At 73.2% G+C, this 25553-nt stretch carries 21 protein-coding genes; 6 read left to right on the forward strand and 15 right to left on the reverse strand.

Annotation, left to right across the window (positions count from 1 at the left end):
* Positions 1-79 precede the first annotated feature (79 nt).
* Positions 80-850, reverse strand: a complete 771-nt coding sequence (locus tag IEY56_RS16715; protein ID WP_189037986.1) for an IclR family transcriptional regulator — start codon at positions 848-850, stop codon at positions 80-82.
* Between the two features lie 135 nt (positions 851-985).
* Between IEY56_RS16715 and IEY56_RS16720 the strand changes: the two genes are divergently transcribed.
* Positions 986-2503 carry an aldehyde dehydrogenase (NADP(+)) gene (locus IEY56_RS16720; protein ID WP_189038071.1) on the forward strand — a complete coding sequence of 506 codons (1518 nt, stop codon included), beginning with the start codon at positions 986-988 and terminating at the stop codon, positions 2501-2503.
* A 149-nt stretch (positions 2504-2652) separates the two neighbouring features.
* Here IEY56_RS16720 and IEY56_RS16725 read toward each other — a convergent pair whose 3' ends face one another.
* The 5 genes from IEY56_RS16725 to ectA all read right to left on the reverse strand — a co-directional run bounded on the left by IEY56_RS16725 (position 2653) and on the right by ectA (position 7173).
* On the reverse strand, positions 2653-3498 hold the full coding sequence (locus tag IEY56_RS16725; protein ID WP_189037987.1) for a DUF1989 domain-containing protein: 846 nt from the start codon (positions 3496-3498) through the stop codon (positions 2653-2655).
* Between the two features lie 274 nt (positions 3499-3772).
* Positions 3773-4672, reverse strand: a complete 900-nt coding sequence (thpD, locus tag IEY56_RS16730; RefSeq protein ID WP_189037988.1) for an ectoine hydroxylase — start codon at positions 4670-4672, stop codon at positions 3773-3775.
* A gap of 93 nt (positions 4673-4765) precedes the next feature.
* Complete coding sequence (locus tag IEY56_RS16735; protein WP_045864309.1) at positions 4766-5170, reverse strand: ectoine synthase; 405 nt, start codon at positions 5168-5170, stop codon at positions 4766-4768.
* A 76-nt stretch (positions 5171-5246) separates the two neighbouring features.
* The gene (gene ectB / locus IEY56_RS16740) at positions 5247-6515 is read right to left on the reverse strand and encodes a diaminobutyrate--2-oxoglutarate transaminase (protein WP_189037989.1); all 1269 of its coding nucleotides are present in this window, start codon (positions 6513-6515) and stop codon (positions 5247-5249) included.
* Positions 6516-6645: 130 nt separating this feature from the next.
* On the reverse strand, positions 6646-7173 hold the full coding sequence (ectA, locus tag IEY56_RS16745; protein WP_229711948.1) for a diaminobutyrate acetyltransferase: 528 nt from the start codon (positions 7171-7173) through the stop codon (positions 6646-6648).
* A 487-nt stretch (positions 7174-7660) separates the two neighbouring features.
* Here ectA and IEY56_RS16750 point away from each other — a divergent pair, with 487 nt between their 5' ends.
* Together IEY56_RS16750 and IEY56_RS16755 are read left to right on the forward strand one after the other, a co-directional pair.
* Complete coding sequence (locus IEY56_RS16750; protein WP_189037991.1) at positions 7661-8752, forward strand: amidohydrolase family protein; 1092 nt, start codon at positions 7661-7663, stop codon at positions 8750-8752.
* Positions 8753-8754: 2 nt separating this feature from the next.
* Positions 8755-10275, forward strand: coding sequence for an amidase (locus IEY56_RS16755; RefSeq protein WP_229711949.1), 1521 nt, complete (start codon positions 8755-8757; stop codon positions 10273-10275).
* 193 nt (positions 10276-10468) lie between these two features.
* Here the strand turns inward: IEY56_RS16755 and IEY56_RS16760 are convergent, their stop codons facing one another.
* Together IEY56_RS16760 and IEY56_RS16765 are read right to left on the reverse strand one after the other, a co-directional pair.
* Complete coding sequence (locus IEY56_RS16760) at positions 10469-10903, reverse strand: DUF6892 domain-containing protein (protein WP_189037992.1); 435 nt, start codon at positions 10901-10903, stop codon at positions 10469-10471.
* 185 nt (positions 10904-11088) lie between these two features.
* Entirely contained in the window at positions 11089-11811 is a 723-nt protein-coding gene (locus tag IEY56_RS16765) for a FadR/GntR family transcriptional regulator (protein ID WP_189037993.1), read from the reverse strand.
* Between the two features lie 302 nt (positions 11812-12113).
* On the opposite strand from IEY56_RS16765, the gene IEY56_RS16770 reads away from it, so the two are divergent.
* The 3 genes from IEY56_RS16770 (at position 12114) to IEY56_RS16780 (ending at position 16562) form a co-directional block, all read left to right on the forward strand.
* Positions 12114-13502 (forward strand): SLC13 family permease, encoded by a 1389-nt coding sequence (locus tag IEY56_RS16770; RefSeq protein ID WP_189037994.1) that lies wholly within the window; start codon positions 12114-12116, stop codon positions 13500-13502.
* Between the two features lie 188 nt (positions 13503-13690).
* Positions 13691-15130 carry an acyl-CoA synthetase gene (locus tag IEY56_RS16775; protein WP_189037995.1) on the forward strand — a complete coding sequence of 480 codons (1440 nt, stop codon included), beginning with the start codon at positions 13691-13693 and terminating at the stop codon, positions 15128-15130.
* Positions 15123-16562, forward strand: coding sequence for a carboxyl transferase domain-containing protein (locus tag IEY56_RS16780; RefSeq protein ID WP_189037996.1), 1440 nt, complete (start codon positions 15123-15125; stop codon positions 16560-16562). The genes IEY56_RS16775 and IEY56_RS16780 overlap by 8 nt, the downstream gene beginning before the upstream one ends.
* A gap of 43 nt (positions 16563-16605) precedes the next feature.
* On the opposite strand, the gene IEY56_RS16785 is transcribed toward IEY56_RS16780, so the two are convergent.
* The 7 genes from IEY56_RS16785 to IEY56_RS16815 all read right to left on the reverse strand — a co-directional run bounded on the left by IEY56_RS16785 (position 16606) and on the right by IEY56_RS16815 (position 25429).
* Positions 16606-17802 carry an aminotransferase class I/II-fold pyridoxal phosphate-dependent enzyme gene (locus IEY56_RS16785; protein ID WP_189037997.1) on the reverse strand — a complete coding sequence of 399 codons (1197 nt, stop codon included), beginning with the start codon at positions 17800-17802 and terminating at the stop codon, positions 16606-16608.
* Entirely contained in the window at positions 17792-18391 is a 600-nt protein-coding gene (locus IEY56_RS29095) for a cobalamin biosynthesis protein (RefSeq protein ID WP_189037998.1), read from the reverse strand. Before IEY56_RS29095 ends, IEY56_RS16785 begins: the two co-directional genes overlap by 11 nt.
* The gene (locus tag IEY56_RS16795) at positions 18388-19845 is read right to left on the reverse strand and encodes a cobyrinic acid a,c-diamide synthase CobB (RefSeq protein WP_189037999.1); all 1458 of its coding nucleotides are present in this window, start codon (positions 19843-19845) and stop codon (positions 18388-18390) included. Before IEY56_RS16795 ends, IEY56_RS29095 begins: the two co-directional genes overlap by 4 nt.
* 91 nt (positions 19846-19936) lie before the next feature.
* Positions 19937-20536 (reverse strand): cob(I)yrinic acid a,c-diamide adenosyltransferase, encoded by a 600-nt coding sequence (gene cobO / locus IEY56_RS16800; protein WP_189038000.1) that lies wholly within the window; start codon positions 20534-20536, stop codon positions 19937-19939.
* Positions 20536-22773 carry a putative cobaltochelatase gene (locus IEY56_RS16805; RefSeq protein WP_189038073.1) on the reverse strand — a complete coding sequence of 746 codons (2238 nt, stop codon included), beginning with the start codon at positions 22771-22773 and terminating at the stop codon, positions 20536-20538. The genes cobO and IEY56_RS16805 overlap by 1 nt, the downstream gene beginning before the upstream one ends.
* A gap of 5 nt (positions 22774-22778) precedes the next feature.
* Positions 22779-24410 (reverse strand): cobyric acid synthase, encoded by a 1632-nt coding sequence (locus tag IEY56_RS16810; RefSeq protein ID WP_189038001.1) that lies wholly within the window; start codon positions 24408-24410, stop codon positions 22779-22781.
* Positions 24407-25429, reverse strand: coding sequence for a cobalamin biosynthesis protein (locus IEY56_RS16815; RefSeq protein ID WP_189038002.1), 1023 nt, complete (start codon positions 25427-25429; stop codon positions 24407-24409). Before IEY56_RS16815 ends, IEY56_RS16810 begins: the two co-directional genes overlap by 4 nt.
* Between the last annotated feature and the right edge of the window lie 124 nt (positions 25430-25553).

The following is a 25553-nucleotide window of genomic DNA, read 5'->3' on the forward strand; positions in this document are numbered from 1 at the left end:
GGGCGTCCTGCCTGACGGCGAACCGCCTCCGCCGCGCGGCGGAGACCCTCTCGTCCCGGCTGCGGAGCCGGGAGGCGCGTCAGAGGCGCCTGGTGGCCATCGTCAGCCGGTCCCGCGCGTCGAACAGTGCGTCCCTGATCATCTGCTCGTGCGCGGGCGTCAGCCGCGCGACGGGGACCGAGCAGCTGACGGCGTCCCGCGCGGGCGTCCGGTAGGGGATGGCGACGCCGAAGCAGCGCAGCCCCAGCGTGTTCTCCTCTCGGTCGACGGCGTAGCCCTGCTCGCGCACCAGCGCTAGCTGCCGGATCAGCGCCTCGCGGTCGGTGACGGTGTGCTCCGTGAGGGCCGGCAGCTTCTCCGGCAGCATCTCGCGGACCTGCTCGTCGTCGTACGTGGCCAGCAGCGCCTTGCCGAGCGACGTGGAGTGCGCCGGCAGCCGCCGCCCGACGCGGGTGAAGGGCCGCAGGTAGTGCTGCGACTGGCGCGTGGCGAGGTAGACGACGTTCGTGCCGTCGAGCCTGGCGAGGTGGATGGTCTCGGTGGTGTCCTCGGAGAGCCGGTCCAGCGTCGGGCGGGCGGCGGCCACGGCCTCGTCGCCGTCGATGTAGGAGGTTCCGACCAGCAGCGCCCGCACGCCGATGCCGTAGCGTGTGCCCGTGGAGTCCGTCTCCACCCAGCCCAGATCGACGAGCGTGCGAAGAAGCATGTACAGACTGGACTTGGGGTACCCGACGGCTTCCTGCACGCTGGCGAGGGAGTGCATGCCGGGCCGTCCGGCGAAGAACTCCAGCAGCTCCACCGTGCGGACAGCGGACTTGACCTGCGACGCACCCGTCTCACCGGCTGACATCGACCTTGACCCCCTCGTCGCGGCACTCTTAGGGTCCCCGGCAGTGGTTCACTGACAGAGACGGTGTTCAGCATATCGAACAACCTCTCTGCGGAGACAAGCACGCGGCAGGAGGAAATCACGGTGGCAGCACCAGTGTGGAGCGTCGACCCCAGGACCGGACAGCAGCGCGAGCAGGTCGGCACGGAGGCCACAGCCGTCGACGTCGACGCGGCGGTACGCGCCGCGCACGGCGCCCTCGAGCCGCTCGCCGACCGCGCGGTGCGCGCCGCGCTGCTCCGCGCCGCGGCAGATCAACTGGGCGCGGCGAGCGAGGAGATCATCGCGACGGCGGACGCCGAGACCGCCCTCGGGCGGCCGCGGCTCCCCGGCGAGCTGGCCCGCACCCAGGCCCAGCTGCGCTCCTTCGCCGACGAGATCGAGGACGGCACCTACCTCGGCATCACCGTCAACCACGCCGACCCCGACTCGACCCCGCCCTGCCCCGACCTGCGCCGCTACCGGATCCCGCTCGGCGTCGTGGCGGTCTACGCCGCCTCCAACTTCCCGCTGGCCTTCTCCGTGCCCGGCGGCGACACCGCCAGCGCGCTCGCCGCGGGCTGCCCCGTCGTCGTCAAGGCCCACCCGGACCACCCGGCGACGTCCGAGCTGACGGCGGCGGCGCTGCGCCGCGCGGCGGCCGAGGTGGGGCTGCCCGAGGACGTACTCACCGTGGTGCACGGGTTCGAGGCGGGCGTGGAGCTCATCAAGCACCCCCTCGTCGCGGCGGCGGGGTTCACCGGGTCCGTCCGCGGCGGCCGCGCCCTCTTCGACGCCGCTGCGGCCAGGCCGGCGCCCATCCCCTTCCACGGCGAACTCGGCTCCCTCAACCCCGTGGTGGTCACGGCCGCCGCGGCTGCCGAGCGGGCGGAGGAGATCGGTGCGGGGCTCGCCGGTTCCATGACGATGGGCACCGGCCAGTTCTGCACGAAGCCCGGATTCGTCCTCGCACCTGAGGGTGAGGACGGCGACAAACTGCTCTCCGCCCTGCGGGAGAAGGTCGCCGAGGCGGCCCAAGGGCCCTTGCTGGACAGCCGGATGCGCGAGTCCTTCCTGGAAGGCATCAGCGCCCGCACGGAGTTGGAGGGCGTCGAGGCTCCCGTGCTCGCGGGCGCGGGCGACGACGGGCACACCGTCGGTGCCGGCGTCCTCACCGTTCCCGCCGGGAAGGTCGGGCAGCCGCAGTACGAGTTGCTGCTGGAGGAGTGCTTCGGCCCGGTCACCGTCGTCGCGCGCTACCGGGACGACGACGAGGTCTCCGCGGTGCTCTCGCGGCTCCCCGGCAACCTGACCGCCACCGTCCAGCTCAGCGGAGGCGAAGCCGCCGGTGACGGCGGCCGCGGTGCGCGCCTGCTGGCGGCGCTGACCCCGCTGGCGGGCCGCGTCCTCGTCAACGGCTGGCCCACGGGCGTCGCCGTGGCGCCCGCACAGCACCACGGCGGCCCCTACCCGGCCACCACCTCCACCTCGACCTCCGTGGGCGCCACCGCGATCGAGCGCTGGCTCCGTCCCGTCGCCTACCAGGACGCGCCGGACGCGCTGCTGCCGGCCGAGCTGCGGGAGTCCAACCCGCTGGGGCTGCCGCGGCGCGTCGACGGGCGCTGGGAGCGCTGAGAGGCGCGGTCAGCGCGCCCCTAGCGCGGCCGGAACCGGAAGGGCCCGAGGCCCAGGACAGGCGGCATCCCGCGGCGTCCCGCGGGATGCCGCCGCGCGTTGCGTAACGGGACCGTGCTCGGCGCGTCCGGCGGCCGGAGAGGGGCGGTTCAGGGCCGCCACTCGGGACGGCTCATGCCGTGCACGTTGCGGTAGGCGGCCCGTTCCGGGGGCGTCCAGCCCTTCAGCAGCTCCGGATCGAGGCGGTAGACCTCGACGCCGATCGGATGGCAGAACTCGACGGGGTCGACGTCGGAGCCCGGCCCCCACATGGGAACCGACAGATCGCCGCCCGGGCACGTCGAGAGCGCGCACAGCAGGTCGAGTTCGGCGAAGAACTCCAGGTGGTCGCCGGGGCGCGCGGGGCAGTCCTTCATGAAGTACTGGTCGTCGTCGTTGAGTCCGGTGCACTGGAAGACGTTGAGGACGTCGTGCACGTCGAACTCCGTGAGCCCGTACGGGAGTACGGCGCGGACCAGGTTCGAGTGGCAGTGGAAGTCGAAGTCCTCGCCGGTCAGCATGCGGTTGACGTACGGGTCGCAGCGCGTGCCCAGCAGGTCGTGGACCCTGCCGCCCTCCGCGTCCCTCCCGTACCCGGCGAGGGTGTCGGAGGTGATCGTCAGCAGCGGTCGCAGGAACGGCAGCGTCGACCACAACCGGTCGTAGGTGCTCACGTGCGCCCGCTGCAGCTGCCTCGTGCGCGAGGCCCACAGCCGCTCGCGGGGGTCGTGACTGTTCCATACGTTGAGGTCGCCGACCTGGGGGCCGTCCACCGTGACCAGGCGGCACACGTGCCCCGCGGGGACCTCCCAGGCCCTGCCGGAGCGGATCGGCACGGTGAAGCGCTCCACGAGCTCCCGTCCGTCCAGCGCGGAGGCCGCGCGTCCGTAGAACGCGCGGTCGACGTCGAGGGGGCCGCCCTCGGATGCCCGGTATGCGGCTGCGGTGCCTGCCATGCGTGCGTACGCTCCCTCGCTGTCGTGCCGTCGTGCCGTCGTGCTGTACGTGGTGCTGTGGCGCCGTCGTGCTGTCCGAGCCGCCGCCCCGGCAGACGGCGACGCACGCCTCTCCTCCGTCGGACTGGGCTGGCGGGCTGGCGGGCGGCGGACCCGGCCGGTGCCGGTGGTGCGGCTCCGCCGATCTCAACGGAGAGGCGCCCGCGCGGAAAAGGGGGAGGCCGTCATGCGGCCTCCCCCTTCTCCAGCGGGATCAGGTGTGACGTCGTGTGTGTCACCTGACGGGCGTGAACTCCCGTGCCCCGATGAAGTCGGGACGGCGTACCGGTGCCGCGAAGGGCTCCACCGCCTCGTTCTCCACGCTGTTGAAGACGATGAACACGTTGCTCCGGGGGTACGGAGTGATGTTGTCACCGCTTCCGTGCATGCAGTTGCAGTCGAACCAGACCGCCGAACCCGGCTCGCCCGTGAAGAGCTTGATGCCGTGTGCGTCGGCGAACTTGGTCAGGGACTCGTCGGAGGGAGTCCCCGCGTTCTGCATCTGCAGTGATTTCTTGTAGTTGTCCTTCGGCGTCTCGCCCGCGCAGCCGAGGAACGTGTTGTGCGACCCCGGCATGATCATCAAGCCGCCGTTGGTGTCGTAGTTGCGGGTCAGCGCGATCGAGACCGAGACGGTCCGCATGTTGGGGATGCCGTCTTCCGCGTGCCAGGTCTCGAAGTCGGAGTGCCAGTAGAAGCCCGTGGCCCCGAAGCCCGGCTTGACGTTGATCCGGGACTGGTGGACGTAGACGTCCGATCCCAGGATCTGCCGTGCCCGGCCCACTACCCGCGGGTCCTTCACCAGGTCGGCGAAGAGCTCGCTGATCTTGTGCACCTCGAACACGGTGCGGATCTCGTCCGTCTTGGGCTCGATGATCGAGCGCTCGTCGGCACGGACATCCGCATCCGTGGTGAGCCGGTTCAGTTCCTGCCGGTACATGTCGACCTCATCGGGAGTGATGAGCTGGTCGACCGAAAGGAATCCGTCCCGCTCGTAGTCCGCCAGCACCGCGGCCTCGATGGGCCCCGGGGCACCCGGCTCGGACCACACGACTGGGTCCATGCGTGGTGTGGCCACCTCGGTGGTTCCGCGAGTCGGGTACAGGTCGGCGGTTCGCTCGGGTGCGGTGGTCATGGTGTTGCCTTCCTCTCCTCTCGTACGGCCCTGTATTGGTGGGCGAGCGGCCTGATGCGGCCGAAACGGCCTGTGGCGGCCGGGCTTTGGAACTCAGTCCTCGGCGGGTTCGGTGAGAAGCGGGTAGACGCCGTTCTCGTCGTGATCCTCCCGGCCGGTGACGGGCGGGTTGAAGACACAGATGCACCGGAAGTCGGTCTTGGGGCGCATGGTGTGCTTCTCGTGCCCGTCGAGGAGGTACATGGTGCCGGGGGTGATCAGGTGCTTCTCACCCGTCTCGTCGTTGGTGAGTTCCGCCTCGCCCTCGACGCAGAGTACGGCTTCGATGTGATTTGCGTACCACATCGACGTCTCCGTACCCGCGTAGAGCGTGGTCTCGTGCAGGGAGAAGCCGACTCGCTCCTTGGCCAGCACGATCCGCTTGCTCTCCCAGGTACCGGATGCGGACTTGATGTGTCGGTCGGTGCCTTCGATGTCCTTGATGGAACGAACAATCACGTTCTGTCTTGCCCTTCTCTCTCATTACGGGGTCGGCCCGCCCCGGACGCAACCGGGGCGGGCCGTGAACGGGAAGTTACGCGGTTTCGCGGACTGCGCGCGCCAGTACGCGCAGCCCCTCGTCCAGCTCCTCGGGAGTGATCGTCAGGGACGGCAGGAGCTTGACCACCTCGCTCTGCGGACCCGAGGTCTCGACGAGCAGACCCAGGTCGAAGCAGCGCTTGGCGACGGCACCGGCACGGTCCTTGTCGTGGAACTCCAGGCCCCACACGAGGCCGCGGCCGCGGTAGTCGGCCACGTCTTCGGTGTGTTCCTCGGAAATCGCGCGCAAAACCGTCTCAACCTGCTCACCGCGGGAGAGGGTCTGCTTCTCCATCTGGCTGTCGGTCCAGTAGGTCTCCACCGCGGCCGTGGCCGTCACGAAGGCCGGGTTGTTGCCGCGGAAGGTGCCGTTGTGCTCGCCGGGCTCCCAGATGTCCAGCTCGGGCTTGAACAGGGTGAGCGCCAGCGGCAGTCCGTAGCCGCCGATGGACTTCGACAGGGTGATGATGTCCGGCTTGATGCCCGCCTCCTCGAAGGAGAAGAAGGCGCCGGTGCGGCCGCAGCCCATCTGGATGTCGTCGACGATGAGCAGCATGTCGTGCCGCTCGCACAGGTCGGCCAGGTCGCGCAGCCACTCGGCGCGCGCGACGTTGATGCCGCCCTCGCCCTGGACCGTTTCGACGATCACCGCGGCGGGCTTGTTGAGGCCGGAACCCTGGTCCTCCAGCAGCCGCTCGAACCAGACGAAGTCCTCGGTCGTGCCGCCGAGGTAGTCGTCGAACGGCATGGGCGTGCCGTGGACGAGCGGGATGCCCGCGCCGGCGCGCTTGAAGGCGTTGCCGGTGACGGCGAGCGAGCCCAGCGACATGCCGTGGAAGGCGTTGGTGAAGGAGACGATCGACTCGCGGCCCTTTACCTTGCGGGCGAGCTTCAGCGCCGCCTCGACGGCGTTGGTGCCGGTCGGGCCGGGGAACATCACCTTGTGGTTCATGTCGCGGGGCTTGAGGATCTTCTCGTGGAAGGTCTCCAGGAAGGCCCGCTTGGCGGTCGTGCTCATGTCCAACCCGTGCACGACGCCGTCACGTTCGATGTAGTCGATCAGCGCCCGTTTGAGAACGGGGTTGTTGTGGCCGTAGTTGAGCGTTCCCGCACCGGCGAAGAAGTCCAGGTAGGTGTGGCCGTCTTCGTCGTACATGTGCGAGCCCTGGGCCCGGTCGAAGATCGTGGGCCAGCTGCGGCAGTAGCTGCGGACTTCCGACTCGACGGTCTCGAAGACGCTGAGGTCCGGCTGGGTGATGGTCACAGCATGCTCCTGGGAGTGAGTTGAGTGCTGAGAAGTGCTTCTTGCGGATGTGCCTTGCGAAGTTGCGAAGTTCAGGGGTTGCGGATCTGTTCGAAGTTCGGGACGCGAAGCAGTACGCGCGGGCGGGCGCTCAGCGTGGGGTGAGCGGCCCGAGGCCGGACAGCGACGCGACCGGCCCGATGCGGTACAGCACTTCGGGTTCGTGACCGCTCTCGGGGAAGTCGCCCGCGTCGAAGAGCACCTCCTTCTCCACGGGGGCGCCGTGGCGCGCCGCGAAAGAGGTGAAGAGGCGGTTCGAGGGCGTGTTGTCCGGGGTGACGGTGGTCTCGATCCCGTCGATCCCCGCTTCCCGCGCGACGCGGGCGGCGAGCCCGTCGAGCATCGCCGCCGCCAGCCCGCGGCCTCGTGCCGCCTCGTCGACGGCGACCTGCCAGACGAGGAGCGTCCGGGGCTGCCGGGGGCGCACGTAGCCGGTGATGAAGCCGACTGGTTCGCCGTCCGTGCCCCGTGCTACCACGGAGGTCCCTGCGAAGTCGCGGCACCACAGGAGATAGCTGTAGGAGGAGTTGAGGTCGAGCGTCCGTGAGTCGCGGGTGATGCGCCACAGCGCCGCCCCGTCCTCAGGCCGCGGAGCGTCGAGTGTCAGCCCCTCCGGCATTTCCAGGAAATTCCTATGGGCACGTGCATGGTCTGCTTGTGCGGCGGTCATGGGTATTAAATTTACCCAGCAGATGCCAAAAACGCACGGCGGACCGGGGTTACGCAAGAAGGGGTTCCTGTGTTATCGCGCGCAGGCGCGCAGGTGAGATGAGGGGCGCCGTTATGCCCCGACTTAAAGGGATTTTCCCGGAGGATACGGGCGCCCTGTGGAGTCTGTCACATCCTCGAAACGACCTCGTGAGGTGCTCGAATTACGTCAGGGTAACCATAGAAAATTCGAGTGTTTAAGCCCTCGGAAAGCGGGAACAAGAATACGGGCGGCTACGCTCGATGAATTCCGGGAATGCATTCTCCTCCGTTGAGTTCAATGTCGCATCTCCAAGCCCGCGAGCGCAATGGGATCGCCACGTTCCGTATGCGGTCCTGAGCAGCCGGAAATGCCGGGCGGGTATGAACGCGGGGGAGCGGCTCGTAGGCTGCGGCCCATGAGCGACGGCGGGATTCTTCACATCAAGGGGCGCGTGCTGGCCGGGCCCGAGGACGTCCGGGACGAGCTGTGGGTGGTGGACGGGCACATCACCTACGAACGCCCCCCGGGCACGGTTCCTGACGCCGGCGTCATCGAGGGCTGGGTGCTGCCCGGCCTCGTGGACGCCCACTGCCACGTGGGGCTCGGCTCCGACGGCCCCGTCGACGAGTCGGCCACGGAGAAGCAGGCGGTCACGGAGCGGGAGGCCGGCGCGCTGCTGCTGCGCGACGCGGGCTCCCCCTCGGACACCCGCTGGGTCGACGACCGCGCGGATCTGCCGCGGATCATCCGCGCCGGCAGGCACATCGCCCGCACGAAGCGCTACATCCGCAACTTCGCGCACGAGATCGAACCCGGCGACCTCGCCGCCTACACCCGGCGCGAGGCCCGCCGCGGCGACGGCTGGGTGAAGCTCGTCGGGGACTGGATCGACCGCGAGGAGGGCGACCTCGCCCCGTGCTGGCCGCGCTGGGCCGTGGAGGAGGCGATCGCCGCCGCCCACGAGGAGGGCGCCCGCGTCACTGCGCACTGCTTCGCGGAGAGCTCGCTCCGCGACCTGGTCGAGGCCGGGATCGACTGCGTCGAACACGCTACGGGGCTCACGGAGGAGACCGTCCCGCTCTTCGCGGAGCGCGGCGTCGCGATCGTCCCCACCCTCGTGAACACCGCCACGTTCCCGCAGCTCGCCGCGGGAGGCGAGAAGTACCCCCGCTGGGCCGCGCACATGCGGCGGCTCCACGAGCGCCGCTACGAGACGGTCCGCGCCGCGTACGAGGCGGGCATCCCCGTCTTCACGGGGACGGACGCCGGCGGGTCGCTGCCGCACGGGCTCGTCTCCGCGGAGGTCGGCGAGCTGGTCAAGGCGGGCATCCCCGCGGCGGACGCCCTGTCGGCGGCCGTCTGGGGCGCCCGGCGCTGGCTGGGCCGCCCCGGACTGGAGGAGGGAGCCCCCGCCGACCTCGTCGTGTACGCGGAGGACCCGCGGGCGGACGTCGGGGTGCTGGGCTCCCCGCGGAGGGTCGTGCTGCGGGGAGAGGTGGTGCACTAGCCGTGGAGGACGGCGGAGCGCTCACGGCCCGGGAGGGCGGACAAGGCGCGGGGGAGGCCCCGCAGCGGATGCCGGAGGGGTCCCGCCGGGTGGACGCCTCCGGGATCGTCTCGTGGAGCGCCATGGAGCTCTCGCGGGCCGTCGCGGGCCGTGAAGTGACGTGCACCGAGGTCATGCGGGCGTACTTGGAGCACATCGAACGGGTCAATCCGCACGTCTGCGCGATCGTCGGGGCACAGGCGCCGGAACTCTCCCTGGAGCAGGCGCGGGAGCGGGACCGGGAGCTGGAGCGCGGTGAGAGCCGCGGCTGGATGCACGGCTTCCCGTACGCGGTGAAGGACCTCGCGGAGGCGCGCGGTCTGCCGTGGACTGAGGGTTCGCCCCTGCACAGGGACCGCGTCGCGGAGCGGGACGCCCCGTTCGTGCGGCGCGTCAGGGACGCCGGCGCGGTCGTGATCGGCAAGACCAACACCCCCGAGTTCGGCCTGGGTTCGCAGACGTACAACCAGGTGTGGGGGACGACGGGCAACGCCTACGACCCCGCGCTCACGGCGGGCGGCAGCAGCGGGGGAGCGGCCTGCGCCCTCGCCCTGCGGATGCTGCCGGTCGCCGACGGCAGCGACTACATGGGTTCCCTGCGCAACCCCGCCGCGTTCAACAACGTGCTGGGCCTGCGCCCGAGTCAGGGACGCGTCCCAGGCCCCGGGTTCACCGGCCAGCCGGGTGTCGCGGGTCCGATGGCCCGCACGGTGACGGACCTCGCGTGGCTGCTGTCGGTGATGGCGGGACCGCACGAGGAGTCCCCGACGGCGTTCCCGGAGAGCGGCGAACGCTTCCGGGAGCCCCTGGAACGCGATTTCCGTGGGACGCGCGTGGCATGGGTCGGCGACTGGCGTGGGCGGCTGGCCACCGAGCCGGGAGTGCTGGAGGTGTGCCGTTCCGCGCTGTCCGTCTTCGAGGCGCTCGGATGCGAAGTGACCGACGCCGTACCGGACTTCCCGGCCGACGAGCTCTGGCGGACGTTCCTCACGTGGCGCTGGTGGGCGGCCCTGGACCGGTACGGCCTCTACGCCGATCCCGCCGCACGGGAGCGGATGAAGCCCGAGGCGGTGTGGGAGACGGAGCGGGGTCTGGCCCTGAGCGCCCTCGACGTCGCGGAGGCGGCCGCGTCGCGGGACCGTTGGTACGCGGCGCTGGCGGAGTTCTTCCGCGACTACGACTACGTCCTCGCACCAGCGGCACAGGTCTTCCCCTTCGCGAAGGAGACGAGGTGGCCCGAGGTGGTCGGCGGACGCCGTATGGACACCTACCACCGCTGGATGGAGACGGTGGTGCCCTGGTCGCTGGTCGGCGTGCCGGTGATCGGGATGCCGGCCGGGTTCGGCCGGCAGGGGCTGCCGGCGGGCCTGCAGCTCGTCGGCAGACCGCGAGCCGACTTCGAGGTGCTTCAACTGGCCTACGCGTACGAGCAGTCGACGAACTGGGTGGAGCGCCGCACGCCCGCGCCGGCGGCCGCGGGCTGAGCGGGCCGCCCTCCGGCCCCGGGGCGGGGCGATCGGGCGGACGTCAGGCGCCGCGGCGGCCGTCGGGACTGTGCGTCGGCGCTCAACTCGGCCCTCCCGTCCGGGGCGTGTGCGCCCCGTGGTGAGAACACCCGCTGGGCGGGGGTGAGTCGTGCGGCCCCGACGGGAAGGCGGCCGCGAACGGCCGCCGGGCTCAGTCGGTTTCGATGCCGCGCGCTGCGAAGACCTCCGCCGCGTCCGGCACCGCCAGGACGCCGTCCTCCACGAAGGTGACCTCCCGCAGGTTGGGCAGCAGGGCGAGGTCGTCGAGCGAACGGACGTCGAAGAGGCCGTCCTCGCCGTCCCAGGCGGGAGCGCAGTGCCCGAAGACCTCTGCGCCGGCGTCGAAGCACAGCTCCTCGACGCGTGCGAGCAGCTCGGCCGGTATCTCCAGTGTCTCGAAGTGGGCGCGGGGCTCCGGCAGCACCTCCGCTTCGAGAGCGTTCTCCAGGACGTAGTCAGCGGGGTCGTCGATTCCCCGCTCGGCCAGTTCCTCTGACAGGTCGTAGACCGGGAGGAGCGGCTCGGGGCCGTACATGAGCTCCTCGACGACGAGGAGCTTGAGGTTGAAGTCGCGGAACTGGCTCATGGGACATGGGTATCAGGGAGGAACGACAGCCCCCGGCCCGGACCCGGACCGGACCCGGACCGGACCCGGTCCTTCCGGACGGCGGTGAGCGAGGGCCACCGAGATTCAGGGCGGGGTGCCTGCGGTGCCGGCCGCGGCCTGCGCGTGAACTGAGCGGGCCGGGACTGTTCGCGTCACGACAGCCCCTAGCCGGGGGAGTCGGCCTTCTCGTCCGGGTTCCACTCCAGGAGCCGCACCTTGGCGACCGTTCTCACGTGGTCGCGCATCGCGGCGGCCGCGGCCTCGGGGTCGCCTGCCTGGACCGCGTCGAGGATGCGTACGTGCTGGTCGAGGGAGCGGGTGGGCCGTCCGGGCTGGCGCAGGGACTCAGTGCGGCTCTCCGCGACCGCTTCGGCGATCGAGCGCATGAACTCCGCGAGAAGGGAGCTGTGCCCCGCCGCGGTGACCGCCGCGTGGAACTGACGGTCGCCTTCGACGCCGTGACCGCCTGCGGCGATGTCCGCCTCCATGGCGCTCAGGGCGGCGCGCATCGCCTTCAGGTCCTCCTCCGTGCGGCGCTCGGCGGCGAGTTCGGCGAGCTTGGTCTCCATCGCCTCCCGGGCCTCGAGCACGTCGGGGAGGCGCCGCCTGCGTTCCACCAGGCGTTCGACGGGTTCCGCGTCGAGGGTGCCGCCCACCATGTACGTGCCCCCGCCGTGCCGGGTCTCCACGAGCCCCTGCACTTCCAGGACGACCACGGCCTGCTTCACAGACGCCCGGCTGACACCCAGGCGCTGGGCCAGTTCGCGCTCTGTCGGCAGCTTGTCGCCCGCGCGGAGCCCCTGCTCCACCGCGTAGGCCCTCAGCCGGTCGAGTACCTGCTCGTAGAGGCGAGGACGCGCCATCGGTCGCAGTGAGTCATCGGTCATGCGGGCCCCCTCGGTCAGCTGCCCCGTGGCCGGAGCCTAGCAGCGTGGATCAAAGGCTGAATGGCCAAGTGGACGGACCAATTCTGTCGCAGTCATTGACACCGGAGAGGACTCGACGCGAATGTGGTTCAGCCACTTGACCAGTCGGCCAGTTGGCCAATTCGCGACCGTACGGCCTCTGGTCCTTCGGCCTTTCCGAGCGGGCACCGGCACCGGCGTCGGCCGCGTCCGGACCGGCCCGCTACCACCACAGCGACCTTCCCCCGAGGCGATCCGCTCACGGGCCCGACGACGGGAGCCCCATGTCCGCCGAACTCATATCGATCCTGGTACTGGCGGTGATCTTCGTCGTCGCCACCACGCGCTCGGTCAACATGGGCGCTCTGGCCTTCGCGGCCGCCTTCGGCGTCGGCACGCTCGCCGCGGGCTTCGACGCCGAGGAGGTCTTCGCGGGCTTCCCCGGCGACCTGTTCGTGGTGCTCGTCGGCGTCACGTACTTCTTCGCCATCGCGCGGGCCAACGGCACGACCGACTGGCTCGTGCACGCCGGAATCCGGATGGTGCGCGGGCGCGTGGTGCTCATCCCGTGGGTGATGTTCGCCGTCACGGGCGTGCTGACGGCCATCGGCGCCGTCAGTCCCGCGGCGGTCGCCATCGTCGCGCCGCTCGCCATGGGATTCGCGGCGAAGTACCGCATCCACCCCCTGCTGATGGGCGCGCTCGTGGTGCACGGCGCCCAGGCGGGAGGTTTCTCCCCGATCAGCATCTACGGCTCGACGGTCAACAGCATCGTCGCCAGCGAAGGCCTGCCGGGCAACGAGCTGGCCCTGTTCGCCGCGAGCCTCGTCGTCAACCTCGTCATCGCGGCCGTCATCTTCGTCGCCTGCGGAGGCATGCGCCTCCGCGGGACCGGGGCGTCAGCCGCACCGGCCACCGCTGCGGAGCCGGAGGGCCCGGCGGGGAGCGCGGGCAGCGCGCCGGGGAAGTCCGGCAGCGGCGGGGGAGAGGGCACGGCCGCGGCCGGAGACCCGCGCCCCGTCGCCACAGCGCCGCCGGCCGCGGACCCCGAGGAGGAGCCCGGCGGCACGGTCACCCTGACTCCCGCCCGGTTCGCCACGCTCGCCGGGCTGGCGGTCCTCGTCGCCGCTGTCCTCGTCTTCGATCTCGACGCGGGCCTGACGGCCATCGCCCTCGCCGTGGTGCTCGCCGTGATCTGGCCCCAGGACAGCAAGGAGGCCGTCAACGGCATCACCTGGCCGACGGTGCTTCTGGTCTGCGGCATGCTCACCTACGTCAACGTGCTGGACGAGATGGGCACCATCGAGTGGGCCGGGGAGGGCGTCGCCGCCATCGGCGTACCGCTGATCGCCGCGCTGCTCTTCTGCTACATCGGCGGCTTCGTCTCGGCCTTCGCCTCGTCCGTCGGCATCATCGGCGCGCTCATCCCCCTGGTCGTGCCCTTCCTGGAGAAGGGCGAGATCGGCGTCGTCGGGATGGTGGCCGCGCTGTCCGTGTCCGCGACCGTCGTCGACGTCAGCCCGTTCTCGACCAACGGCGCCCTGGTCCTGGCCAGCGCCGAGGAGGTCGACAGGGACCGCTTCTTCCGCCAGCTCATGATCTACGGCGGTGCCGTCACGGCTGCGGTGCCGGCACTCGTCTGGCTGGCGATCGTCGTCCCCGGCCTCGGGTGACGCGCCGGGCTCCCGGGTAACCGCACTGTCGAGGGCCCTCGTCCGCCGGCGCCGTGCCGTCCCGGCGCCATGAACGCTCCGCCACCCGACCGTCCCGCGAACACGACCGAACCGTCCCGCTCACGCGTCCCCCGCGGACGACCGGACCACCACGCTGCCGTACCAGCGAGACTGCGAGGAAAGCCACCGTGTCCACCTTCTTCCCGGCGCTGCACACCCCGCCCCCGAAGACCGCCCTGGACTTCGGCGACCACTCCCTCACCTACGCCGAACTCGCGGCGGCGGCCGGCACGCTGGCCCGGGAACTCACCCCCGGGCAGCGCGTCGCCGTATGGGCGACCCCCACTCTCCACACCGGCGTCGCGGTAGTGGCCGCCCTCCTCGCCGGAGCGCCCGCCGTACCGGTCAACCCGAGGGTCGGAGAGCGGGAACTGGCGCACATCGTCGGCGACAGCGAACCGGCCCTCGTACTCGCCGAGCCGGAAGCCTCCCTCCCCGCGGTGCTCGACGCGCTGCCCCGCATCGACGTCAGCCCCGAGCCGCCCGCCGCTCCCGCGCCGCCGCTCCCGGCCGAACCGGGCGAGGAGGCGCCCGCGGTGGTCGTCTACACCTCGGGCACGACGGGGCCGCCGAAGGGCGCCGTCCTCCCGCGGCGCGCGCTGGCCGGCACCCTCGACGCCCTCGAGGACGCCTGGGAGTGGACGGAGCACGACGTGCTCGTGCACGCCCTGCCGCTCTTCCACGTGCACGGCCTCATCCTCGGCGTCCTCGGGCCGCTGCGCCGCGCGGGGACGGTGCGCCACCTCGGCCGCTTCTCGACGGACGGCGTCAGCGACGCGCTGAGCGGCGGGGCGACCATGCTCTTCGGGGTGCCGACGATGTACCACCGGATCGCCGAGGAGGTCGGCGGCGACGAGAAGCTGGCCCGTGCTCTCGGGAAGGCCCGTCTCCTGGTCTCCGGCTCCGCCCCGCTGCCCGTGCACGACCACCGGCGGATCGCCGAGGCCACGGGCCGGCAGATCGTGGAGCGGTACGGCATGACGGAGACCCTGATGAACACCAGCGTCCGCGCGGACGGGGAGCGCCGTCCCGGCACCGTGGGCGTGCCGCTGGCGGGCGTCGAGGTGCGGCTCGTCGACGAGGACGGGCGCGGCATCGAGGTGTTCGACGGCGAGACCGTCGGCGAGATCCAGGTCCGGGGCCGCAACCTGTTCACCGAGTACCTCAACCGGCCCGACGCCACCGCGGAGGCCTTCGACGGCGGCTGGTTCCGTACGGGCGACATGGCGACCAGGGACCCCGACGGCTACGTGCGGATCGTCGGCCGCAAGGCCACCGACATCATCAAGAGCGGCGGCTACAAGATCGGTGCCGGTGAGATCGAGAACGTCCTGCTCGAACACCCCGATGTGCGGGAGGCGGCCGTCACGGGCGAGCCCGACGACGACCTCGGCGAACGCATCGTCGCCTGGATCGTCCCCGGTGCCCGGCAGCCCGGCGAGCAGGAGCTCGCCGAGCACGTCGCCTCCCAGCTGACGCCGTACAAGCGGCCCCGCGTGGTGCGGTTCCGCGAGACGCTGCCTCGCAACGACATGGGCAAGCTGATGAAGCGGGCGTTCCATGAGTGACGGCGCCGCCCCCCGCAGAGGACCGACGGCGCGGGACGTGATCCGCGCCGTCTCCAGCGGCTTCGCCGAACTCCCGGGCACCAGCGCCGAGTTCCGCCCGGACGGCCACCGTGCGGCGGACGGTCCCCTCGCCTGGGACGGCCCCCTCGCCTGGGACGGATACGGCGTCGCCCGCGAGCGCGCGGTGGAGCGCACCGGCGAGAGCGAGTCGGTGGTATGCGGCACGGCGGTGGCCGGCGGCGTGGAAGTGGTGCTGATCGCCTTCGAGTTCGCTTTCCTCGGCGGCTCGCTGGGAGCCCGCACCGGCGACCGGATCGCCGCGGCCTACGCGCAGGCCCGCGCACGCGGCATGCCCGTGGTCTCCCTCATCGCCACGGGCGGCAGCCGCATGCAGGAGGGCATGGTCGCCCTGTCCCAACTGCAGCGCGTGGCACAGGAGTCGATGCTCACGCGACGGGCGGGTCTGCCGCAGATCGCCGTGCTGCGCGACCCCTCCACCGGCGGGGGATGGGCCACGCTCGGCGCCGGAGCGGACGTCGTCCTCGCGCTGCCGGGGGCACAGGTCGCCTTCGCGGGGTCGCGCGTACGTCCGCAGGGCGCCGATCCGCACCCCTACTCCGCGGAGGGGCAGTGGGAGGCGGGGCACGTCGACCAGATCGTGGGGGAGGAGGAGCTGCGGGAGGCACTCGGCCGGTGGCTCACGCTGCTGACCGGCGGCTCCGGCACCGCTCCGCCCCCTCCGGGGGCCCTGCCCGGGGGACGCCCCCCGTCCGTCCCCGCCGACGGGCAGGAGGCGGTGGCGCGCGCCCGCGACGCACTGCGGCCGCGCGCCGCCGCCTATCTGGACGACTACTTCGACACGCGTGAGGACGTGCGGGGGGACCGCTGCGGCGGCACCGACGAGGGGACGCTCTGCGGCTTCGGGCGCCGGGAAGGCCGAACGGTCGCCTACGCGGCGCAGTGCGGGACCGCCACACGCCCCGCGGGCTTCCGTACCGCGGCCCGTCTGATCCGTACCGCGGACCGGCTGGGCATCCCCGTGCTCACGCTCATCGACACGCCGGGAGCGGCCAACGACGCGGAAGCGGAGCGGGCGGGCGCGGGCCCCGCCATCGCCGACGCCTTCGCCGCGGTCGCCGAGGCGACGGTTCCGGTCACGTCGCTGCTCATCGGGGAGGGCGGCTCGGGCGGCGCCCTGGCACTCGCCGCGCCCGGGAGGCTGTGGGTCACCCCCGACAGCTACTTCTCCGTGATCGCTCCCGAGCTGGCCGCGGCGATCCTCAAACGGCCGGGCGACGAAGTCGCGCGCACCGCCGACCAGTTGTGGCTCCGGCCGCAGGACGTGGTGCGGCTGGGCATCGCGCGGGGCGTCGTGGACGAGCGGTCGTCCCGGGAGGAGCCGTCGAGCAGCGGCGCCGCAAGAGCCCGGTAGCCGCCGGACCTACGGCGGCGCCCGGTGCGCGCTCGCCGGGGGCTCAGGGGAGTCCGAGAACGCTCGCCATCGCCGCCGCCAGCCGGTCCGTGCACTCCCGGTCCCGGACGGCGATACGGAGCCACTCGGGGCCCAGGCCGGGGAAGGTGTCGCCCCTGCGCAGCGCGAAGCCCAGCGCGCGCAACTCCTCCCGCAGCGCGGCCGCCCGCGGGTGGCGCACGAGGACGAACGGCCCACGCGGGCGGCCGGCCACCGCGAGTCCCGCCGGCGTGAACTCCCGCAGGCGGTCCAGGAGATGGGCACGGTCCTCCTCCAACTGGCGCGCCGCCGCGTCCGCTTCGGCCAGGGCGTGCGGTTCGCAGCACGCCTCGGCGGCCGTCAGGGCCGGAGTGGAGACGGGCCACAGCGGCTGATGCCGGGCGAGGGCGGCGATCGTCCCGGCGTCGGAGAGCACGTAGCCGATGCGCAGCCCGGCGAGGCCCCACGTCTTGGTGAGGCTGCGCAGCACGACGACACGTCCCGGCAGCGACCGCGTCCCCCAGGCGTGACGGCCCGGCTCCGTCCTGGAACCCGCGCCCGCCCCGCTCGGTGCGCCCGGGGCCGGACGGGACGGAGCCTCCCGCTGAGCCGACGAGGGTGCCAGGGACTCCGCTTCGCCCGGGACGGCGTCCGCGAAGGCCTCGTCCACGACGAGCGTCCGCCCCGGCCGGGCGAGTCCGGCGAGCAGGCGCGCGGGATGCAGTACGGACGTCGGGTTGGTCGGGTTGCCGACGACGACGAGGTCGGCGCTCTCCGGTACGGCCGCGGGGTCGAGCCGGAATCCGTCCGCCGCGCGCAGCAGGACGCGCCGCACGCTCCGGCCGGCGTCCTGCAGTGCCGCCTCCGGCTCCGTGAACTGCGGGTGGACCACGACGGGCCGGGCGCCGCCCAGCGCGCGGGCCAGCAGCACGAACGCCTCGGCGGCCCCCGCGGTGAGCAGGACCTGCTCCTCCGCCACACCGTGCCGGGCGGCGACGGCCCTGCGGGCGGCCCTCGGGTCCGGGTACGCGGCGAGGGAGCCGAGGGAGGCGGCGAGGCGCGAGGTGAGCCAGCCGGGCGGCGTGCCCGTCCGCACGTTGACGGCGAGATCGGTCAACCCCGGTTCGGCGTCGCGGAGTTCGGCGTCGCCGTGGTGCCGCAGTCCGGGATCGACCGGTGTCCCGTGCGGCGCTGCCGTACGCGGTCCCGGATCAGGGCGCATGGCCGCCGGGCCCCGTTGTGGAGTCCGCCGGGCCGTCGGGTCCCCCCGCCGTGCGGCCGTACGCCCGTTCCGCCGGAACGCCGAGGGGTGCCCCGACGGCGCTCGGCATTGCCGCGGTGGCCACCGCCGCCGTCGCCATCGCGGTACTGCCCGGCCGCGCGGACGGCGTCTTGCGGACGAGCAGCCGGCCGCCCTCGCCGGCGGCGAGGAGAGCCGCCGCCTCGGCAACGGACGGTGTCGCGACGGCGGTACGCGTCAGCACCGAGGGCGTCGGTACCTCGACCGCGCACAGCTCCGCCGACGGGAAGGTGCGCAGCGGCACCCTGAGCCGTTCGGCCGCGGCGAGCAGCCCCGGTTCGCCGGCCTTCGCGTCGACCGTCGCCAACTCCTTGACGCAGTCCACCGGGAGACCGCCCTCGGCGAGGACGCGCTCGACGAGTTCGAGGACCTCGCCGCTCCCCACCCCGCGGCTCGCGCCCACGCCCACCGTCAGCATCCGCTGGGGCGAGGGGAGTCCGCTCGGACGGACCGGCGCGGCCGGAGCATCGCGGTGCGCGGCGGCGCCGGCGTCCGCGTGCGGTCCCTTCATACGGCACACCTCTCTACGACCCTTCGGGCCGCCCAGGGCGAGGCGGCCCAGTGAACATGCAGGTACGAGGCGTGGACGCCGCCCCGTACGCCGCCGAGGAAACCCTCCGTACGGCGCTCGGGCCGCACCAGCCCCCAGGCCGGTTCGGGCCCGGCCCCCGGGGTGACCGCGGTCCGGTGGAACTCGTGGCCGCGGACCCGGGCCCCCGCCTCCGCGACGGAGCTGTCCCCGACGGCCACGGCCTCGCGGTAGCCGAGCGTCAGACGGTCCGTCATCCGGGCGGTGGCGTCCAGCACGCCGCACATCTCGTTCCCGTCCAGCTCGCGCGTCAGGTAGAGCAGTCCCGCGCACTCGGCCGCCACGGGGCCGCCGCCGGCCACCAGCGCGGCGACCTCGTCGCGCAGCGCCTTGTTCGCCGACAGCTCCGGCCCGTACACCTCGGGGAACCCTCCGCCGATGACGAGGCCGCGTGTGCCCTCGGGCAGCTCCTCGTCCCGCAGGGGGTCGAAGGGGACGACCTCCGCGCCCGCCGCGCGCAGCAACTCCCCGTGCTCCGCGTAGGAGAAGGAGAACGCGGGTCCTCCCGCGACCGCGACGACCGGGCGGCGGGGCCCGCCGCGTACGCCGTCCGCGCACCGGCCGTTGCTCCCGGCGGGTACGCGGGCCGCGGCAGCGGGGCCACGCGCCGCCCCCCGGGACACCGTCTCCGGCGCCAGCTCCTCGGCCGCGTCCCAGGGCGTCACGGGAAGCGGCGGAGCCGTCCGCGCCAGCGCCAGCAGCGCGTCGAGATCGCATCCGCGCCGTACCTGCTCCGCGGCGCCCCGCACGGCCTCGACGGCCTCGGCAGCGCGTTCGGCCACCGGGACCAGGCCCAGATGGCGCGAGGGCGAGCCCAACGCGGGGACGCGCCGCAGCACACCCAGCACGGGCACTCCCGAGGCCTCCATCGCGTCCCGGAGCAGCTCCTCGTGCCTGTCGGAGGCGACCTTGTTGAGCAGCACGCCCGCCACCCGCACCTCCGGATCCCAGGACGCGAAGCCGTGTACGAGCGCCGCGACCGACCGGGACTGCGAGGAGGCGTCCACGACCAGGACGACGGGTGCCCGCAGCAGCTTCGCGACGTGGGCCGTCGAAGCCAGCTCCCCCGCACCTGCCGCACCGTCGAAGAGGCCCATGACCCCTTCCACGACGGCCAGTTCGGCGCCGGCCGCGCCGTGCGCGAAGAGCGGCGCGACGCGTTCGGGGCCGCACAGGTAGGCGTCGAGGTTGCGGCCTGGCCGTCCCGTCGCGAGCGCGTGGTAGCCCGGGTCGATGTAGTCGGGCCCGACCTTGTGCGGAGAGACGGCCACCCCCGCTTCCGTGAACGCGGCCATGAGTCCGGTGGCGACGGTCGTCTTGCCGCTGCCCGACGAGGGGGCGGCGAGGACGAGGCGCGGGACGTTCACGCCGCCCATGTCCGCACCCCCTCGGCGGGCGGCAGGGTGCGCCGGCCTGCCAGGCCGGTCGGCCCGAGGGGCGCGTGCGGGGCGCGGGCCGTGCCGGCGCTCACCACTCGATGCCCCGCTGGCCCTTCTGGCCCGCGTCCATGGGGTGTCTGACCTTGGTCATCTCCGTCACCAGGTCCGCCGCGTCGAGGAGTTGCCGCGGGGCGTTGCGCCCGGTGACGACCACGTGCTGGGTGCCGGGCCTGTCGCGCAGCACCCGGACCACCTCGTCCGTGTCGATCCACCCCCAGTGCAGCGGGTAGGCGAACTCGTCGAGGACGTACAGCCGGTAGGTCTCCGCGGCCAGGTCGCGCTTGACCTGCTCCCAGCCCTCGCGTGCGGCCTCTTCGCTCCCCATCTCGCCGTCGCGCTGGATCCAGGACCAGCCCGCGCCCATCTTGTGCCAGGTGACGGGACCGCCCTCGCCGGAATCGCCCAGCACGCGCAGGGCCCGTTCCTCCCCGACCTTCCACTTGGCCGACTTCACGAACTGGAAGACCCCGATGGGCCAGCCTTGGTTCCAGGCCCGCAGCGCCAGGCCGAAGGCGGCGGTCGACTTGCCCTTGCCGGTTCCGGTGTGAACCGCGACCAGGGCGCGGTTGCGGCGCTGGCGCGTCGTCAGGCCGTCGTCGGGCACGGTGTTCGGCTGTCCCTTCGGCACTACGCCGCCCTCCCTCGGCGGGCGGGTGTCCCCGCCCGCGACTCTGCTGCTGTCGCTGATCCTGTCGCTGCTGGACCGTGCCCCCGGCCCGGACCCCGCCGTGCCGCCGGGTCCGTCCCGCCGCGGGGCCGCGAACCGGTGGCGTGCCGTACGAGATCGGTCACGGCGTCCGCCCTCAGCTCCTCCAGCGTCACCGCGGTGCCCCCGAGATCCCGCGCGAGGTCACCCGCCAGGCCGAGCCGTACGGGACCGGCCTCGCAGTCCAGCACCACCGACGTGGTGCCGTCCGCCTCCAGCAGCCGTGCGGCACGCTGAGCCTGCCGTGCCGGGTCGGCGCCGCCGGTGGCGCGCCCGTCGGTGACGACGATCAGCAGCGGGCGGCGCGCCGCGTCCCGCATCCGCTCCACCCGCAGCACGTCGCGGGCCTTCAGCAGTCCGGCGGCCAGCGGGGTCCGTCCGCCCGTCGGCAGCGACTCGAGCCGGGCCGCCGCGGCCTCCACCGACGACGTCGGCGGCAGCGCGACCTCCGCCCCGGACCGGCGGAAGGTGACCATGCCCACCTTGTCGCGCCGCTGGTAGGCGTCCAGCAGCAGCGACAGCACCGCCCCCTTGACCGCGCCCATCCGCTTGCGGGCGGCCATGGAGCCCGAGGCGTCCACGGCGAACAGGACGAGATTGCCCTCGCGTCCCTCCTTCACGGCCTCCCGCAGGTCGTCGCGGCGCAGCACCAGGCCCGGCCCGCTGCGTCCGCGGACGTGCTGGTGCGGAGCCGCCGCCTGCACTGTGGCCGCGACGTGCAGCCTGCCGAGCGTGCCGCGGGGCCTGCGGGCGCCGGTGGTGCGGCCATGGGCGGTGCGGGCGCGGGAGCGGCGGCCGGCGGCTCCCTCGCCCAGGCCGGGGACGGAGAGGGTGCGGGCCCGGAACGGTTCGGACGCGGGGGCGGGCGCCTTCTCACCGGGGCGGCCCGGCGTCCCGCCGGCGCCGTCCTCGCCCTCCTGCGCTGACCCTGCCTCTGCCTCACCGGACGCCGGGGACGGCTCCTGCTGCCCGTCACCACTCTGGCGCGGCTCCGGGAGGGGTGCGTCCGCCGGATCCCGGCCGGTCTCCCCGGGTGCTTCCGGGGGCGGCGGGCCGTCGCTCTCGGGGGGCTGCCCGCCGCCGTCGGGACCGCCGTCCGGGTCGTCGTCCCCGTCGTCGTCGCTTCCGCTTCCGTCGCCGCCGTCCGGCGTGCCGTGCTGCCGCAGCGTCTCGTCGAGCTTGTCCTCGTCCAATCCGGGCGCGTCGAACGGGTTGCGGCGGCGGCGGTGCGGCAGCGCCAGCAGCGCCGCCTGACGCACGTCGTCCGCCACGACGTCGGTGCGTCCGGCCCAGGCGGCGAGAGCGGTCGCGGTGCGCGCCATGACGAGGTCGGCGCGCATGCCGTCCACCTCGAACGCCGCACAGGTCGCCGCGATCTGCCGCAGCGCCTCATCGCCCAGCCGCACGCCCGGCAGCAAATCCCGTGCCGCGGCGATGCGTTCACGGAGCGACTGCTCCTCGTCGGCCCAACTCGTCCTGAAGGCGGCGGGGTCGGCCTCGTAGGCCAGCCGACGGCGTACGACGTCCACACGCTCGTCGGTGTCGCGGGAGGCCGTCACCTCCACGGTCAGTCCGAAGCGGTCCAGCAACTGCGGCCGCAGTTCGCCCTCTTCGGGGTTCATCGTGCCGACGAGCAGGAACCGCGCGGCGTGCCGGACGGAGACGCCTTCGCGCTCCACGTACGAGGCGCCCATGGCGGCGGCGTCCAGCAGCAGGTCCACGAGGTGGTCGTGGAGGAGGTTGACCTCGTCCACGTACAGCACGCCTCGATGGGCGTCGGCCAGCAGACCCGGCTGGTACGCCTTCACGCCCTCCGACAGGGCGCGTTCGATGTCGAGCGCTCCCACGAGGCGGTCCTCGGAGGCGCCGACGGGCAGCTCCACCATCGCCGCGGGTCGCGCCCCTCCGCCCCCCGCCTCGTGCGGCCCGTCGGGGCAGTCGGGGTCCGGCGCGGCGGGGTCGCAGGAGAAGCGGCACCCCGGTACGACCGCGACCTCGGGCATCAGCGCCGCCAGCGCCCGTACGGCGGTGGACTTCGCGGTTCCCTTCTCACCGCGCACCAGCACGCCGCCGACGGCGGGCGAGACCGCGTTGAGCAGCAGCGCCAGCCGCAGGTCGGACATGCCCACGATCGCTGAGAAGGGGTAGGGGCTCCGGATGGTGCTCATGAGTGCGCTCCCGCGTCTCGGCCGTCTCGGACATCTTGGAAATCTCCCGGCGCCCCGGGCGGGACGAACGGCAGACCCGCTGGCGGGCCCGACTCGATCAGCCGCAGCAGCCCGTCGGTGTCGGCGTGCTCCTCGACGAGGTCGCCGAGGCGGTCCAACTGCTCCTCGCGCAGCGCCTCGAAGCTCGTGCCGGGCGCGGGGACGAACCCCGTACGGCCCGCGTCGCGGGCGACCCTCCGCAGGAAAGCCCGGCGGAACCCGTCGCTCTCCAGCGACCCATGCCAGTGCGTCCCCCACACCGGTCCGGCCCGGCACCCGTCGAGCGGCTCGCCTCCGCTGCCGGTGAACACGGCCTCGCCGCCCAGGACTTCGGCGACGCCGTGGTGGATCTCGTAGCCCTCCGCGAGCTCGCCGAGCGCATAACCGCCCGGCCGGGCAAGGGTCTTGGCGGCGGCGAAGCGCACGCGGACGGGCAGGAGCCCGAGCCCGTCGACGGTTCCCGCCCGCGACTCGACCTCGTCCTCGATGCGCTCGCCCAGCATCTGGAAGCCGCCGCAGACACCCAGCACCGGACGCCGCTCCGCCGCCCTGCGCAGCAGTGCGTCCGCGAGCCCGCGTGAGCGCAGCCACTCCAGCGCACGCACCGTCCCGCGGGTTCCGGGGAGCACCACGAGGTCCGCGTCGGCGAGTTCCTCCGGGCGGTCCGTGAAGCGCACGACGACGCCCGGTTCGGCGGCCAGCGCGTCGACGTCCGTGAAGTTCGACATCAGCGGAAGCGGCACGACCGCGACGCGCAGCAGGTCGGTTCCGTACGGCCCTTCCGCGGCCGACTCCCGCACGGCGCCGCGCAGGGAGACGCGCAGCCCGTCCTCCTCGTCGATGCCCAGGCCGTGCCGCCAGGGCAGGACCCCCAGCACGGGCCGTCCCGTCAGTCCGCGCAGCATCTCCAACCCGGGCCTCAGCAGCGACACATCGCCGCGGAACTTGTTCACCATGTAACCCGCGAGGAGCGCCTGGTCCTCCGCGGCGAGCAGCGCCGTCGTACCGAAGAAGGAGGCGAAGACCCCGCCGCGGTCGATGTCGCCGACCACGACGACGGGCAGACGCGCGCTGCGCGCCAGCCCCATGTTGACGATGTCGGTGCGCCTGAGGTTGATCTCCGCCGGGCTTCCCGCGCCTTCGCAGATGACGGCGTCGTGCGTGCGCCGCAGCTCCTCCAGGCAGTCGGTGACCGTCCCCAGCAGCTTCTCCTGCCGCTCCGAGTGGTAGCCGCGCGCGCTGAGTTCGCCGACCGCCTTGCCCAGCAGCACCACCTGGCTGCTGCGGTCGCCGCCCGGCTTGAGCAGCACCGGGTTCATCAGGGCCGTCGGCTCGGTGCGCGCCGCGGCGGCCTGCATGGCCTGGGCCCGCCCGATCTCCGCGCCCTCCCGCGTCACGTACGAGTTGAGGGACATGTTCTGGGCCTTGAACGGTGCGACCTTCAGCCCCTTGCGCGCCAGCCAGCGGCAGATGCCCGCCGTGACCACGCTCTTGCCGGCGTCGGACGTCGTGCCGGCGACGAGCAGCCCGCCGCCCCGTGCGGCGGCGCCAAGACCCCGGCCGCCGCGCTCTTTTCGCCTGCCCGTCACGTCGCGGTACCTCCCGTTCCCGTACGGCTTCCGGCGCGCGAGCAGAAGCGGGCAGCGGCCATCCGCCCCGCCACGCCCGCCGCGGTGGTGAGCGCCAGCGAGAGGAGCCCCACGCGCCGCGAGAGGCGTACGGCGCGTGTGATGTCGCCCGAACGTACGGCCCTGCCGGGGGAGTTGAGCACCGGCCGGTGCTCCGTGCGTCCGCCGTAGCTCAGCGTGCCGCCGAGCCGTACTCCCAGCGCACCCGCGAACGCGGCTTCCACCGGGCCCGCGTTGGGGCTGGGATGCCGGTGCGCGTCGCTGCGCCAGGCCCGCAGCGCGCCGCGCGGGCGGGGTCCGGCGAGCGCGGCGAGCGCCGACGTGAGGCGGGCGCCGGGCCAGCCCGCCGCGTCGTCCAGCTTCGCGGCGGCCCACCCGAACTTCCGGTGACGCGGGGAGAGATGGCCCACCATGGCGTCGAGCGTGTTGACCGCCCGGAACGCAGCCATGCCGGGGACGCCGGCCAGCGCTCCCCACACCAGAGCGCCCACGACGGCGTCCGAGGTGTTCTCCGCCACCGACTCGACGGCGGCACGGGCGATGCCGTCCGCGTCCAGCGACTGCGGGTCGCGGCCGCACAGTCGGGGCAGCAGCAGGCGCGCGCCGTCCACGTCCCCCGCGTCCAGGGCGGCCTGGACGGAACGCGCCGCCGCGCACAGCCCGTTGCCGCCGAGGACGGTCCACGTCGCCGCCGCATGCGCCGGGATGCCCGCGAGCGCGTGTGCCGTTACGCCGGGCGCTGCCGGACCCCTTCGGCGCGGCGCGCGGGTGAGGAGCGCGGCCGCCGCGGCCGGGACGCCCACGCACAGTGCGGTGTGGAGGGCCCCCGCCGCGCGCGAGTCGCGCCACAGGACGCGCTCGGCCGCGGCGGCGCCCCGCCCGAAGACGGCGACGGGATGCCCGGCCCGGGGATCGCCCAGGAGCACGTCTCCCAGGTAGCCGAGGGCCGCGCCCCAGGCGTACGCGCGATGAACTCGCATGGTTCAGCTCGCCGTCGGGCTCCGGCGGACGGGACGGGCCGCCCGGGACGGCGGGCTGCCGGCACGGGGGAGGCGCGGCTGGGGGAGTCCCGCCGGGCCGGCGGATGCGACTGCGGGACGGGGT

It is taken from the genome of Streptomyces daqingensis (genome assembly GCF_014645895.1).
Taxonomy (GTDB): domain Bacteria; phylum Actinomycetota; class Actinomycetes; order Streptomycetales; family Streptomycetaceae; genus Streptomyces; species Streptomyces daqingensis.

Bases quoted from the DNA above. Each gene is read 5' to 3' on its own strand.
- IEY56_RS16715 (WP_189037986.1), bottom strand. From the start codon at position 850: ATGTCAGCCGGTGAGACGGGTGCGTCGCAGGTCAAGTCCGCTGTCCGC.
- IEY56_RS16725 (WP_189037987.1), bottom strand. From the start codon at position 3,498: ATGGCAGGCACCGCAGCCGCATACCGGGCATCCGAGGGCGGCCCCCTC.
- thpD (WP_189037988.1), bottom strand. From the start codon at position 4,672: ATGACCACCGCACCCGAGCGAACCGCCGACCTGTACCCGACTCGCGGA.
- ectA (WP_229711948.1), bottom strand. From the start codon at position 7,173: ATGCCGGAGGGGCTGACACTCGACGCTCCGCGGCCTGAGGACGGGGCG.
- IEY56_RS16750 (WP_189037991.1), top strand. From the start codon at position 7,661: ATGAGCGACGGCGGGATTCTTCACATCAAGGGGCGCGTGCTGGCCGGG.
- IEY56_RS16760 (WP_189037992.1), bottom strand. From the start codon at position 10,903: ATGAGCCAGTTCCGCGACTTCAACCTCAAGCTCCTCGTCGTCGAGGAG.
- IEY56_RS16765 (WP_189037993.1), bottom strand. From the start codon at position 11,811: ATGACCGATGACTCACTGCGACCGATGGCGCGTCCTCGCCTCTACGAG.
- IEY56_RS16770 (WP_189037994.1), top strand. From the start codon at position 12,114: ATGTCCGCCGAACTCATATCGATCCTGGTACTGGCGGTGATCTTCGTC.
- IEY56_RS16780 (WP_189037996.1), top strand. From the start codon at position 15,123: ATGAGTGACGGCGCCGCCCCCCGCAGAGGACCGACGGCGCGGGACGTG.
- IEY56_RS16785 (WP_189037997.1), bottom strand. From the start codon at position 17,802: ATGCGCCCTGATCCGGGACCGCGTACGGCAGCGCCGCACGGGACACCG.
- IEY56_RS29095 (WP_189037998.1), bottom strand. From the start codon at position 18,391: ATGAAGGGACCGCACGCGGACGCCGGCGCCGCCGCGCACCGCGATGCT.
- IEY56_RS16795 (WP_189037999.1), bottom strand. From the start codon at position 19,845: ATGGGCGGCGTGAACGTCCCGCGCCTCGTCCTCGCCGCCCCCTCGTCG.
- IEY56_RS16815 (WP_189038002.1), bottom strand. From the start codon at position 25,429: ATGCGAGTTCATCGCGCGTACGCCTGGGGCGCGGCCCTCGGCTACCTG.